At 68.8% G+C, this 12,607-nt stretch carries 9 protein-coding genes and 1 pseudogene; 3 read left to right on the top strand and 7 right to left on the bottom strand.

The features are described 5' to 3' along the window. Window positions 1–86: 86 nt before the first annotated feature. Together ACH4F2_RS07570 and ACH4F2_RS07565 are read left to right on the top strand one after the other, a co-directional pair. Window positions 87–1,385, top strand: a complete 1,299-nt coding sequence (locus ACH4F2_RS07570; RefSeq protein ID WP_398131753.1) for a sensor histidine kinase — start codon at window positions 87–89, stop codon at window positions 1,383–1,385. Beyond that, window positions 1,382–2,071, top strand: coding sequence for a response regulator (locus ACH4F2_RS07565; protein WP_398131752.1), 690 nt, complete (start codon window positions 1,382–1,384; stop codon window positions 2,069–2,071). Before ACH4F2_RS07570 ends, ACH4F2_RS07565 begins: the two co-directional genes overlap by 4 nt. Before the next feature lie 299 nt (window positions 2,072–2,370). Here the strand turns inward: ACH4F2_RS07565 and ACH4F2_RS07560 are convergent. From ACH4F2_RS07560 to ACH4F2_RS07550, 3 genes and pseudogenes are all read right to left on the bottom strand, one after another. Next, window positions 2,371–2,559, bottom strand: a pseudogene (locus tag ACH4F2_RS07560) (hypothetical protein); the annotation flags it as partial. A gap of 207 nt (window positions 2,560–2,766) precedes the next feature. Then, complete coding sequence (locus ACH4F2_RS07555; protein ID WP_398131751.1) at window positions 2,767–4,869, bottom strand: multicopper oxidase family protein; 2,103 nt, start codon at window positions 4,867–4,869, stop codon at window positions 2,767–2,769. 428 nt (window positions 4,870–5,297) lie between these two features. Next, window positions 5,298–5,750 (bottom strand): MarR family winged helix-turn-helix transcriptional regulator, encoded by a 453-nt coding sequence (locus tag ACH4F2_RS07550; RefSeq protein WP_398131750.1) that lies wholly within the window; start codon window positions 5,748–5,750, stop codon window positions 5,298–5,300. A 395-nt stretch (window positions 5,751–6,145) separates the two neighbouring features. Between ACH4F2_RS07550 and ACH4F2_RS07545 the strand changes: the two genes are divergently transcribed. Further along, window positions 6,146–6,454 (top strand): hypothetical protein, encoded by a 309-nt coding sequence (locus tag ACH4F2_RS07545; protein ID WP_398131749.1) that lies wholly within the window; start codon window positions 6,146–6,148, stop codon window positions 6,452–6,454. A 983-nt stretch (window positions 6,455–7,437) separates the two neighbouring features. On the opposite strand, the gene ACH4F2_RS07540 is transcribed toward ACH4F2_RS07545, so the two are convergent. The 4 genes from ACH4F2_RS07540 to ACH4F2_RS07525 all read right to left on the bottom strand — a co-directional run bounded on the left by ACH4F2_RS07540 (window position 7,438) and on the right by ACH4F2_RS07525 (window position 12,486). Beyond that, on the bottom strand, window positions 7,438–7,989 hold the full coding sequence (locus tag ACH4F2_RS07540; protein WP_398131748.1) for an EF-hand domain-containing protein: 552 nt from the start codon (window positions 7,987–7,989) through the stop codon (window positions 7,438–7,440). A gap of 133 nt (window positions 7,990–8,122) precedes the next feature. Further along, window positions 8,123–10,432, bottom strand: a complete 2,310-nt coding sequence (locus ACH4F2_RS07535) for a molybdopterin-dependent oxidoreductase (protein ID WP_398131747.1) — start codon at window positions 10,430–10,432, stop codon at window positions 8,123–8,125. A 199-nt stretch (window positions 10,433–10,631) separates the two neighbouring features. Next, window positions 10,632–11,360 carry an alpha/beta fold hydrolase gene (locus tag ACH4F2_RS07530; protein WP_398131746.1) on the bottom strand — a complete coding sequence of 243 codons (729 nt, stop codon included), beginning with the start codon at window positions 11,358–11,360 and terminating at the stop codon, window positions 10,632–10,634. A 121-nt stretch (window positions 11,361–11,481) separates the two neighbouring features. After that, entirely contained in the window at window positions 11,482–12,486 is a 1,005-nt protein-coding gene (locus ACH4F2_RS07525; protein ID WP_398131745.1) for an NADP-dependent oxidoreductase, read from the bottom strand. Window positions 12,487–12,607 lie beyond the last annotated feature (121 nt).

Raw genomic sequence — 12,607 nt, 5'->3', positions numbered from 1 at the left:
TCCTACCTGAGAAGTAGGTCTCGTGGGCAATGCCCTGGCCGGACAGGCGGACGCGGGCCGAGCGGAGAGCGCAGCACAATGCACGGATGGAGACGGAAGACCGGCGCAGCCGGCATCAGCAGCTCATCGACGCGCTACGCCCGGAGGCGAAGGCCGCCCCGCTGTCCCGGCGAGCGGTGCGCGCCGATGTGGTGCTGGCAGTCGTACTGACCGTCATTGCCCTGTTCGTGGCGGTGCGCTATCCCGGCGACGGGCCGGTGAACATCAACCCCCCTGCGGTGGACGTCGGGACCGGGGTCCCGGCCCCGCCCTCGCCGCCCGACCCTGGGCAGGTGCCCGAGGAGGAAGAACCCTCCTCCGTGCCCTGGGCCCTGGTTGTCCTGTCGACGCTGCCGCTGGCAGCCCGGCGCCGGTATCCGCTGACCTTGTTCGTGGTGGTGCTGGGTGCGGCACTGGCCATCGGCAGCTCCGCCTCCTGGATCACCGTCCTGGCCTGTGTCATCGGCGCCTACAGCGCCGTCGTACACAGCCGCTACCGGATAACGGCGATCGCCGTCCTGGTGATCGCCGCCGCGCTGTCGGGCTTCGCTTTCCGCAACGCGGAACCCGTGCTCCCCGGATGGTCCAGCCCGGGATTCGTGCTCCTGGTGGCAGGCATGCTGGCCAGCCTCGTCCGCTTCCTGCAACTGCGGCTGGCCTCCAGCCGGGGCCGGGTGACAGAACTGCAGGCCGCCCAGGAGGAGGCAATGCGCCGCGCCGTTGAGGAGGAGCGTGCCCGCATCGCCGCCGAACTGCACGACGTCGTGACCCACAATGTGAGCGTGATGGTGATCCAGGCCGGCGCGGCCCGCAAAGTGATGGACATGGCGCCCGAGCAGTCCAAGGAGGCACTGCTGGCCGTCGAGGCGGGCGGTCGGGCCGCCATGGCCGAACTCCGCCACGTGATGGGACTGCTGGCCGCCCCGGACCACGAGAGGCCCGACGGCCTGGAGCCCCAGCCCGGGCTCGCACAGCTCGACGCGCTCGTCGCACGAGTACGCGGCGCCGGTACGCCCGTGAGCGTCGGGGTGTCGCTGCCGCCGGATCCGCTGCCACCGGGGGTGGATCTCGCGGCGTATCGCGTCGTACAGGAGGCGCTGACCAACACGATCAGACATGCCCGCGGCGCGCAGGCGTCCGTCGCCATCGGCTACACCGACGACTGTCTGGAGATCGAGATCACGGACACCGGCGGCGCCAAGGACTCCCCGCCTGCGCAGAGCAACGGCCGTGGCCACATGGGGCTGCGCGAGCGGCTGGCCGTCTACAGGGGCGAGCTGACGGCCGGACCGACGTCGGCCGGCGGCTACCAGGTCACGGCCCACATCCCACGGAGCACCGTATGAACAAGGACCAGCCGCCGCTACGCGCCGTCATCGCCGACGACCAAGCTCTCGTACGCACCGGTTTCAAGATGATCCTGGCCGCGGACGGCATCGAAGTGACGGCCGAGGCCGCCGACGGGGCCGAGGCTGTCGCAGCGGTCCGCCGTACGCGGCCCGACGTCGTCCTCATGGACGTCCGGATGCCGGAGATGGACGGCATCGAGGCCACCAGGCGCATCATCGGCGATGTCGGCCCGGCCGGAACGCGGGTCATCATCCTCACCACATACGACCTCGACCACTACGTCTACGCCGCGCTCACGGCCGGCGCCAGCGGCTTCCTGCTCAAGGACGTCACCCCCGAACATCTGGTCTCCGCCTTACGCCTGGTACGGACCGGCGACGCTCTCCTCGCACCCTCGATCACCCGTCGGCTGATCGAGCGCTTCGCCCCTCGCGACGAACCGCAGACCACCGCCCCGCACCGCGATCTGTCCGGCCTGACCCCGCGCGAGCTCGAGGTGCTCCGCCTGCTCGCGTCGGGCCTCAGCAATGCCGAACTCGCCTCCCGGCTGTTCCTCAGCCCGACCACGGTCAAGAGCCATGTCGGCCGTATCCTGTCGAAGCTGGACCTGCGTGACCGCGTCCAGGCCGTCGTCTTTGCCTACGAGACGGGACTGATCGCCCCGGGCGGGGCGCCCCGGTGATTGATTCCGAGGTCAGTGGTCGTGGGCCGTCAGTGACCAGATGACTGGTTGGTGGTGTGGTGGTTGTGCCAGATCCGAGGCGGTCATCGGAGCGAGGAATCGTCGCACGACACGGAAGCTTCTCCGGCAGGCTCAGGAGCCGCCTGTGCAGCTCCGGCATGTCCGTCACGCGGCTGCCCGGCTGCGGGAGGAGAGGAGGGGGAAAGGTCGCCTGGTTCCTGCGCAGCCGCGCCTGGTCCGTGACTACGAACGGCGCACCGACACCAGCGAAGCCGTCATTGTGTGGTCGATGACCACCCTCATGAGCCGCCGCCTGGCCGCCCGGCAGCAGAACCCCGCTCCGCTGCGGGCAGCGTGAACCTGCCCGGTTCGACTTCGACCAGCCAGCCCCGTTCCACCAGCCTCTTCAGCCGTGCCCTCGCCCCTTCGACGCGGGAGACGGACGCACTGTCCCATCCCAGCACCACCGCCGCCCGCCGGGCGCCGAGCACCTTCGGCGGCGGGCGCGGGCCCACGCCGCGAGGGTGAACAGCGGGACGGGGCCCGTCCCGGGCTGCTGCTCCTTGACGCTGCCTCTTCTTCGCCTTCCTCGCGCCCCGCCCGCCCTCCCGGTGAGGCGCGCCAGGTTCCCTTCGTGGCTTCCTGGTGGGCGCCGCCGGTCAGCCCGGCCGCGGTCCGGGTGAGGTGGTGCGCTCCTATTCCGGCTGGTTGGGGGTGGCCGTACCGGACTCGTAGGGGGTGGTCACCCCGGCGTAGACGAGATGGAGCATCATGCCGACCTTGGCATGGAACAGGTTGTGGCAGTGGTCCATCCATATGCCGGGGTTGTCGGCCTTGAAGGCGACCTCGTAGGTCTCACCCGGCGCCACGTTCAGGGAATCGACCCGCCAGGGGGTACCGGTGACCGGACGTCCGTTGCGGGTCAAGACCTGGACGTGGTGCCCGTGCAGGTGCATGGGGTGGTGGTCGTAGCTGCGATTGACGAAGGTCATCTTGATGGTCTCGCCTTCGCGGACGACCATGTTCGGGATGTCGGGGAAGACCCGGCCGTTGATGCGGTACCGCATCGCCGGTTTCCCGTCGAAGAAGCCGAACGAGGAGTCGAGGTTCAGGGTGAAGTGCCGGTCGTAGTGGGTGTCCGGGCCGAACGGGGTGGCCGCGGGCGTGCCGTAGGAAGCCGGGTCGAAGACGTCGTTCGCCGCTTGTGCCGGTGCGCGGCCCCGGCCGTCCGGGCTGAGTACGAGGGTGGGGCCGCCGGTGCCGTCCGTGCGGAGCTCCACGGGGTGGTCGGGCATGGTGAAGGTCAGGTCGTAGCGGCCGCCGGCCGCCATCGGCAGGGTCTTGCCGCGGATCTCGCCGGGACTGTGTAGCTCACCGCCGTCGATCGCGGCGACCCGGAACGGGCTGCCGGCCAGCGTCAGTTCGATGGGGTCGTTGGCGGTGTTGACCAGCCGGAGCCGCACCGGAGTGCCGGGGGAGATTCGCTGCCGACGAAGGCCGTCCGTCGTACCGAAGACCCGCGCTCCACCGGGCACCGTGTCTGCGCCCCACTCGCGGTACAGCACAGCGATGTCGGCCCCCTTCACGGGTGCGGGCTCGACGATCAGCGCACCGTAGAGGCCGCGTCGCACCTGCTCGTCCGACTGTTGGTGCGAGTGGTACCAGTAGGTGCCGGCGTCCTTGGCCCGGAACCGGTAGGTCATCCGGCGCCCGGGGGCCACCGCGTTCTGGGTGACGCCGGCGACTCCGTCGGCGGCGTTGGGCACGTCGTAGCCGTGCCAGTGCAGGGTCACCCCCGCCTTGATGTCGGTGTTCGTGAGGGTGACTTCGACCAACTCATCCTGACGGACCCGTAGTTCAGGGCCCGGGGAGCTTCCGTTGAAGGTCCAGGCGTCGATGGTGCGGCCCGAGTCGAGGCGGATCCTGGCTGTTCGGGCGGTGAGTGTGAAGCGGCGTACAGGCCCCGACAGGTTCTGCTCGGTGAGGCTGTCGACGCTCCGACCGGAGACGGCGGCGGGCGCGTGTGCACCATGCTGGTGGCCGGTGGTCGTCTGACCGATGGCCGCCCTGGGTACGTCGGTTCCGCCACCGAGGTCGTAGTCGCCGTGGCCGTTGGCCGAGTGGCGTTCGGGCAGCCTGCTCCTCTCGGCCGACCAGATCAGCCCGCCGCCGACCGTGACCGCCACCGCGAGGACTGCGGCGGCGATCCGCATCATCGACACCAGGCGTGGCTCGCCCTTGTTCTCAGAGGTGAGAGCGCTGAGTCGCCGACGCTGGCGGATGACGAGGGCCAGTGCGGCGACGACCAGCACGGCCCACCACACCATCGCGGTCCTGCCGAGCGGCGGGGAGACCCACCACAGATAGGCGCTGATGGCCGTGACCACGGCGTTGATCTGCACGGGTACGACGAGCCAGGGGTCGGTGACAGCGCGGGCGCGGTCGACCGGCACCGGGTCGGCCGGGTCGCCGCTGGTCCTGGCGGCGCGCCACAGCCCGGGCAGTCCCTTCACGAGAACGACCGCGAGCGAAGCCAGGAGCATCGGGAATTGCACGTACAGCCGATCGGCCATCACGACCGTCCCGTAGGAGGCCAGCGCTCCGCCGATGAGCGCCGCAGTGGTGGCGGTCGGCACGATTGCCAGGAGTGTTGCGGCCAGTGCTGCCCAGGATACGCACCTTAATGGTCCCAGCGTCCGGGCCTTGCGCAGCCGGCTCGTCAAGTGCCCGGCCGGCAGCCAGAGCGCCAGGGCCACGACGGTCAGCACGGCATTGACCCAATACAGAGCGGCGAACAACGGAAATGCTCCTCATCGGACGGATGCAGATGGATGTGAGCGACACAGGGGTCCCGAGCGATGGCTGACGGCGCAGGCTGGTGCGGTGTCAATGCCGGCCGGTGCGTATTGGGCAGGACGCGGCATCCGCCGCGGTAACTTCTTGAGAGATGTTTCTTCAGTGAGGATGTCTCTGCGTTCAGGAAGAAACTAGGGGGAAGTGGATCGCGTGTCAACTCCCAAGGGAACGTGCAGGGTTCGCCCATGGCGTCCGTGTCACCGGGCGGGCGGGTCACGGTCACGTCGAACTGAGCCAGAGCCGCGTCGGCGCCCGCCCGGTTGTCTACGGGGGGCGCGACGTGGGGCGACAGCGGCCGCTCGCCCCGGGTGGTAGGGCAAAGGGTGGCCGCAGGGAGAGGTTCAAGTCGCGGGCAGAGCCGGGCCTCGTCTCACCCGTCGCGCAACTGCTCGGCGGCTTCCTGGTACGCCTCGGCGGCTCGGGTGAAGTAGTCGAACAGGACGTCGAGTTGCTCGGGCTCATACCGGCCGAGGATCTGACCGACCTTCTGTCGCGCCGGGGCCATGACGCGGTCGAGGTTCGCGGGTTCACTGATCGGGTCGACGGTCACCTTGCGCCGGTCGACGGGGTCGGGGGTGCGGCGCACGTAACCCGCCTGCTCCAGGCGATCGATCAGCCGGGTGGTCGGCCCGGTGGTCAGGCCGGTCCGCGCGGCGAGTTCGCCGGGGGTCATCGCGCCCGTCAGTTGCAGGATGTTGAGCGCGTACAGGTCGGTTGCGCCGAGCCCGCAGGCGCGGGCGCTCGCATGACTGTGGAGCAGCACCGCGCTGAGGTACTGGCGGTAGATCGCGCCTGCGTCTGGGCGCTTCGCCGGCGTTGACATGAGTTGCCTCACTCCTAATTCCTTCTTGCAAGCAGAAACTTCGCCTATGCAGTAACTTTGTCCACGAAATTACCATGGGAGCCCTTGACCATGGATGCCATCAGCACAGCACAGACCGACCCGAGCAGGCAGACCGTCTCCGCCCTCACCCCCGCCCCGGTCTCGAGGAGGCACCGCCGTCGCCGCATCAAGATCACTGCGAGTGTCACGGTGCTGACGCTGGCCGCAGCCACCGGCGTTGGATACCTATGGCTCGACGCCGTCTCCGATGCGAAGAACCTCGGCGTGCGGGACTGCAACGCGGTCAAGCCCGAAGTCACCGCGACCCCGGCAGGCACGGCTACCATCGACGATCATCGGGCTGTCTGCGACACCCTGCGCTCGATGAAGGACGCGTGGACCCGGCACGACGCCACCGCGTACGGCGATCATTCGCCAGGGACGCCACGAAGCGAGGCCGGATCGGCGGCGAGATGTTCTACGGCCGCGACGCGGAACGCAAGAGCATCCTCGACCCGCGCGGCACCCAGGTCCTCTACGGCGGCCGGGGCCTGGGTAAGTCGGCGCTGCTCGCCGACGCCGGGGAACTGTTCACGGAGCAGCGCCCCGGGTATCACCAGACGGTGTACGTCAACCTCGACCAGGAGAACATCGGCAAGGGCAGCTCGCGCGCGGGCCGGAGGCGCTGTGGAGCGTCCTCCTGAGAGAGCTGACCGTGGCACAGGTACTCGATGACCGGCCGCGGGGGCGCGGAAAGCGACAGGAGACCTCTGAGCGGGTGCGCGCCGGCATTCGGGCTCCGGGCCTGGCTGGACGGGGACTCCCGTCGCCGACTGCTGATCCTGCTCGACGAGTGCGACCAGTTCTCAGACTGCGGCAACCGGATCATCCCGAGGGCTCCCGCTCGCTCGCCCGCGAGGCCGGGTGGTCCGATGTCGCCCCGGCACTGTCCGCCGTGAAGCTCGTTCTGTCGAGCCGTCACTGCAGGTCGGACGTTCCAGGACGAGCCAAGGCCGGCCCGCCGCTGTGCCGGGGCGGCTGCGGTTGCGTATGCCGACTGAAGTGGCTGAGCGGACGCGCAGGCCGGGCTTCCCAGCGGCAGCGGCGGACGCGAAGGTCCGCCCGCCGGGTATCCGGCGGGCGCGGGGGTCAGGGGCGCGCGGCGCCGGCGTCGCAGGGTTGACCTGATAGCTCGCACTGCCTCGCCGGTAAGGCTGCCCTCGATCTTGTGAGCGTGACTCAGGAGACGTCCTGGCGCTCGTTCGACGCCCACCGCTGGCCGATGCGCGACGTCAGCCGCCCGCGCGCCGGAGCGCGTGGGCGAGATCAGCGTGTATGGGCTCGGCCGGCTGAAGCTGTCTCAGGTCCCACCGAACCGCATGGCGGCGCTGGTCCGGTACGGCGGAGGGCCACGAGCTCCGCGAGGAGGGCATCGCCATCGCCCGGCTGTCCCCGCTCAAGCACCGCAACCTGAACATGCTCGGCCGCTGCAGCTTCACCGCCTCGCCCCCGGCCGCCGGTGCCCTGCGGCCGCTACGCGACCCGGACGCGCCGGAGCGGGACGAGAACGACGAGTCGGCCGCCGACCGACGGGACGCGCCAGGGACTGCCCGGCCTGGGCCCCGACGCCGACCGCCCACACCAGCAGTGGCGTGGGCGGTCGGACCCCGGGTGGTATTCGGGGCTGTCAGGCGGTGACCCTGCCGAAGAGGTGGTTGGCAGGAGCATCCGGGTCGTTGCCGTAGAAGAACTCGGTCAGGGCCTGGTGGAATTCGGCGCGATCCAGCCCACCGGAGCCGTCCCTGTCCAGAGCGGCGAAGACCGTGGCGCAGTCCTCGCCGGGCACACCGGCGACCGAGTCGAACATCTGCTGGAACTCGGCCTGGTCGATCTTGCCGTCTGCGTTGAGGTCGACGAGGTCGAAGAAGCAGTTGGTGACCGGCGCGATCTGCTGAGGGTAGAGGGCGGGGTCGGTCAGTACGCTCCTGAAGCCTTCGGTCATCTCCCGCAGATCGACCTTCCCGTCACCGTCCTGATCCATCGGGGCGATCACATTCGTCCAGAACCCGTCCATTCCCTCGATGAGGCGGCGGGCGGTCGCGGAGTCCGGCGCGGTGTCTCTGGCGGCGATGTAGCGCTCGCTCATGGCGCGGACGTCCTGCTGGGTGATGAACCCGTCGCCGTCGACATCGGCGCCCCTGAACCACTGGCCGTACTTGAGGTCTTGAAATGCAGTCACGACTGCGCACAGTATTCATCTGATTACGCAATTGCAAAACGGGGGTGGAGCCTCTGGCAGCCGGGGCGGCCCGCTGTGCGCGTGACGACGGCGAACATGAAGGACCTGCCCGAAGAGGCAGGCAGCTTGCGTGTCAGTGTTCGAGGTGTGGTGGTGTGAAGGCGAGTACATCCGGAAGGGGACCGTCGTAGAGCTCGACGTCGACGAGCGCACTGTGGGCGCTCGGTCCCTGGGACAGGCGCGAGCACCCTCGGTCGGCCGTGAGGGTGTTCGGATTGCCGTGGCGGTCCAGGGTGCCGCTCTGGCCTGGCTGGGCAGGGTCCCACCATGCTCCGGTGGACAGTTGGATGACGCCTGGCATGACGTCGTCCGACAGGACCGCGCCCGCCAGGCAGCTGCCGCGGTCGTTGTGGACGCGTACGACCGTGCCGCTCTCGATGCCACGGGACGCGGCGTCCAGCGGATTGATCGTCACGGGCTCACGGCCACGGATCTTCGACTTGAGGCTGTGGCCGCCGTTGTCGTACTGGCTGTGCAGGCGTGAGGCGGGCTGATTCGAGATCAGGTGCAACGGGAATCGGTCCGACAGGCCGGCACGGAGCCACTCCACTGGTTCGAACCACGCCGGGTGCCCGGTGCAGTCGTCGTAGCCGAACGAGTCGATCTCCTCGGAGAAGATCTCGATACGGCCCGAGGGGGTCGTCAGGGGGAAACGCTGCGGATCGGCGCGGAGCGCCTCGAAGCTGCCGGGGAACGGGCCGCTCAGCGCCGGCAGCTCAGCCGTGGAGCTTCGCCAGAAGTCGTCGAAGCCCGGCAGGGCCCCGTCGTCGCCGAGGTCGGCCCTCGTCTGCTCGTAGAGGTGCCGGACCCATTCGATCTCGGAGCGTGACTGCGTGAACTCGCGCTCGTATCCGAGCCGGGAGGCCAGGGTGGTGAAGATGTGGTGGTCGGTGCGTGACTCGCCCGCCGGCTCACGGACTTTCGGCATCGTGACGAGGTGGGGGTCGGAGAATCCGGCGGCGAAGTCGTCGCGCTCCAGGCTGGTGGCGACGGGAAGGACGATGTCGGCGAACTTGGCCGTGGTGTTCCACCAGGCTTCGTGAACCACCACCGTGTCGGGGGTCTGCCAGGCGCGGGTCAAGCGGTGGAGATCTTGGTGGTGGTGGAACGGGTTCCCTCCGCACCAGTAGATCAGGCGGAGCTCGGGCAAGGTCAGGCGCCGGCCGTCGTAGTCGATGGTCTTGCCCGGATGCAGCAGGGTGTCGGCGATCCGTGCGACAGGGATGAAGTCCGCAACAGGGTTGGGAACGCGGGGAATCGACGCCACGGAGGGACGGCCTGGGGCGACGCCGGTCGCGTCCATCGTCGCGTAGCCCGCGCCCCAGCCGCAGCCGGGCCTCCCCATCGAGCCCGCCATGGCAGCCAGCACGACCGACATCCAGATCGGCTGTTCGCCGTGGTCCGCCCGTTGTATCGCGTAGTTGACCATGATGAGCGAACGTTGCGTGGACAGGCGGCGAGCCAGTTCGGTGATCGTGTCCGGGCTTATGCCCGTGATCCTCGCTGCCCAGGCAGCATCCTTGGCAACGCCGTCGAGTTCGCCGGTCAAGTAGGAGGCGAAGCGGTCGAACCCGACGCAGCAACGGCGAAGGAAGTCATCGTCATGCCAGCCGTTGACCAGCATGGTGTGTGCAATGCCGAGCATCGCGGCGGTGTCGGTGTTGGGGATGACGGGCAGCCACTCGGCGTCGAGGAAGCCGGCGGTGTCGCTGCGGATAGGGCTGATGTTCACGAACCGCACCCCGGCCGCACGGCACTTTCGCTGAAGGTCCTGCGTCTGGTGTCTGGCCAGTCCGCCGGGGTTGATCTGGCTGTTCTTGAGGGCCAGCCCTCCGAACGCCACCACAAGCTCACAGTTCTCGGCGATCTCGTCCCACATCGGCATCCGGGACTGGTAGCTCCACGGAGCTCCGCCGATCACATGGGGGAGGACGACCTCCAAAGCGGCGGTGCTGTACGTGTTGCGAGAGTCGGTGTATCCCCCGCCCAACGCCAGGAACCGGTGGAGTTGCCCCTGCGCGTTGTGGAACGCGCCCGCACTCGCCCAGCCGTAGGAGCCGCCGAACACGGCGCTGTCTCCGTGCTGTGAACGCACTCGGCGCAGTTCCTCGCTCACCAGGGTGATCGCGTCGTCCCAGCTCACCTCCACGAAGGCGTCCGTGCCCCTGGCCGTGTCGTGGACGCGCGGCAGGCCGTTCAGCCAGCCCTTGCGCACCGCGGGGCGCAACACGCGGGCGCTGTCGTCGGCGGCTGTCACCATTCCGGGTCCGATAGGCGACGGCGAGGGGTCATCGCCCCTCGGCTCGATTCGCACCAGCCGACCGGAATCAACCACCGCGACAAAACTGCCCCAGTGCGTCGCAACCGACATGCGTCGTTCCACGATGCATCAGCTCCGTCTCTGAAGTTCCCCGGCTCTCGGAAGCGGCCACTTGTGTCACAGGGGCTCCACGTCAGTTGACGGCCCGCAGGACACAGACTCCCCCTGCGGCCCGCTGCCCAACCCCTGTAGGCGCACGGGCCTCTTCCAACGGCCGCACAGAAGCGTCGTCCGCATCGACTCGGTTCACGAGCATCTGTTGTCAAACGATCTTTGACAACGGGCGCGGCGAACGTCCAACGAACCTGGAGTTTCTGGGACTCCGGGGCGGCACCGACCCCATCGGATCTGACGTGATTGCCGCACATCCAACCGCCTCCGTCCGCACCAGCGGCCGAAGTTCGTCGAGCGGCTGGCGCACGCGAGGGGGCCGGAGAGCGGTAGAGCCGAGTGCAGCAGGGTGCCGGTGAAGGTCGAATGCTCGGGCCACTGGGGAATGTCCGGGGTGTGGCTGCGGCCGGTGGCCACCACGACCGCACCATCGGCGCAGCCGGTCAAGCCCGTGATCGATGGAGTGGTGCGGGGATACGACCAGTCCGTCGGTGCAGAGCAGGAGCGTGGCCTGGGGTGACAGGACGGTGACGGCGTCGGGGCGAGGTCTGGTGACTCCGGTTCCGAGGAGTATGCCGTGAGCCTCGTCGAGGTAGCGGGTCTGACCGTCGTGGGTGATGAGCAGCACGGTGTCGCGGGCCATCGCCTCGATCGTGTCGGGTGTGGAGCCGCCGGATGCACCGACACCACGGTTGTCGAAGGTGATCACGGGGCGCTGAGCGGCGAGTCCGTCGACGACGCGGGGATCCCGGTTGTCCAGGACTGCGGACAGGTGGTGGAGGAGGATCAGTGGTACGTCGTCGTCCGGGCCGAGCTGCCGGTAGACGAAGGTCACGCCACGCACGGACACGGAGCGGTTCGGCGTGTTCTTGTACGACATCGGGGCGGGGGAGCTGGACGGTGTGCTCATGGCCCCGTCCTGAGGTGGTGCGCGGAGAGAGTGGGCTGTGCAGGGTCTTCTTGTTGTCGGAGGTGACTGGCGCCTGGACTCGTTCCCGCCCTTACGTCATCGCGACGACGACTTTGCCGGCCTTTGCCCGTCCCTTTTCGACGTATTCCATGGCCTGGAGGGTTTCTTCGAACGGGAAGACGCGGTCGACGACGGGGCGGATCTTCCCGGTGCCGATGAGGGAGGTGAGTTCACGCAGTTGGTCGCCGCTGGCCTTCATGAACAGGAACGAGTACGTCACACCGTGGCGCTTGGCATTGCGCCGGGTTGTGAAACTGAGGGCGGTCACGGCCAGACGGAGGATCAGGTTCGCGCCCAGTTCGCGGGCGAAGGCCGGGTCGGGCGGGCCCGCGACGCTGACGACTGTGCCGCCGGGCTTGAGGACGCGCAGGGACTTGGCGAGGTTCTCGCCGCCGAGGCTGTCGAGGACGATGTCGTAGTCGTCGAGGACCTCTTCGAAGTCCTGGGTGCGGTAGTCGACGACGACGTCCGCGCCGAGGTCCTTGGCCAAGTCGACCTTGGCGGTGCTCACGGTGGTGGCCACGTGCGCGCCCAGCGCCTTGGCCAGCTGGACGGCGATGGAGCCGAGGCCGCCGACGCCCGCGTGGACGAGGACCTTCTGGCCCGGCTGCACGCGTGCCCGCTCGACCAGCGCCTGCCATGCGGTCAGGGCGACCAGGGGGAGGGATGCGGCCTCGGCCATGGTGAGGTTGGCCGGTTTGGGTGCCAGGTCGTCCTGGTGGACGGCGATGAGTTCGGCGAAGGTGCCGATGCGGTCCTTGTCGGGCCGGGCGTAGACCTCGTCGCCCACCGCGAAGCGGGTGACGGACGGGCCGACCCGGACGACCGTCCCTGCGAGGTCGTTGCCCAGAATGAGCGGGAGACGGTAGGGCATGAACGTCTTGAAGTCTCCGTTGCGGATCCTGAGGTCCAGCGGGTTGACGCCCGCCGCGTGGATCTTGACCAGAACGTCGTCGGCACCTACCTGGGGGTCGGGTATTTCGGTGGCGCGCATCCCGGCTCGGTCGCCGTACTTCTCGACCATGAAAGCCTTCATCGTCGTCTCCGTTCCGTTTCCCGTCCGTGAAAGGTCGGGGTCTCCGCTCGCCTCGGGCTTCTCCCAGTACGAGATGGTTTGTGTTTTTGTGTTGCGGCGCGGGCGCACCGCGTCCTCAGCC

The sequence above is a fragment of the Streptomyces sp. NPDC017890 genome (genome assembly GCF_044328675.1).
Classification (GTDB): Bacteria; Actinomycetota; Actinomycetes; order Streptomycetales; family Streptomycetaceae; genus Streptomyces.
Note: the sequence above shows the minus strand (reverse complement) of the source record. Positions and strands in the feature narration are given on the sequence as shown.

What these genes read in the sequence shown, in the direction of transcription:
- ACH4F2_RS07570 (WP_398131753.1), top strand. Translation starts at nt 87, where the DNA reads ATGGAGACGGAAGACCGGCGCAGCCGGCATCAGCAGCTCATCGACGCG.
- ACH4F2_RS07565 (WP_398131752.1), top strand. Translation starts at nt 1,382, where the DNA reads ATGAACAAGGACCAGCCGCCGCTACGCGCCGTCATCGCCGACGACCAA.
- ACH4F2_RS07550 (WP_398131750.1), bottom strand. Translation starts at nt 5,750, where the DNA reads ATGTCAACGCCGGCGAAGCGCCCAGACGCAGGCGCGATCTACCGCCAG.
- ACH4F2_RS07530 (WP_398131746.1), bottom strand. Translation starts at nt 11,360, where the DNA reads ATGTCGTACAAGAACACGCCGAACCGCTCCGTGTCCGTGCGTGGCGTG.
- ACH4F2_RS07525 (WP_398131745.1), bottom strand. Translation starts at nt 12,486, where the DNA reads ATGAAGGCTTTCATGGTCGAGAAGTACGGCGACCGAGCCGGGATGCGC.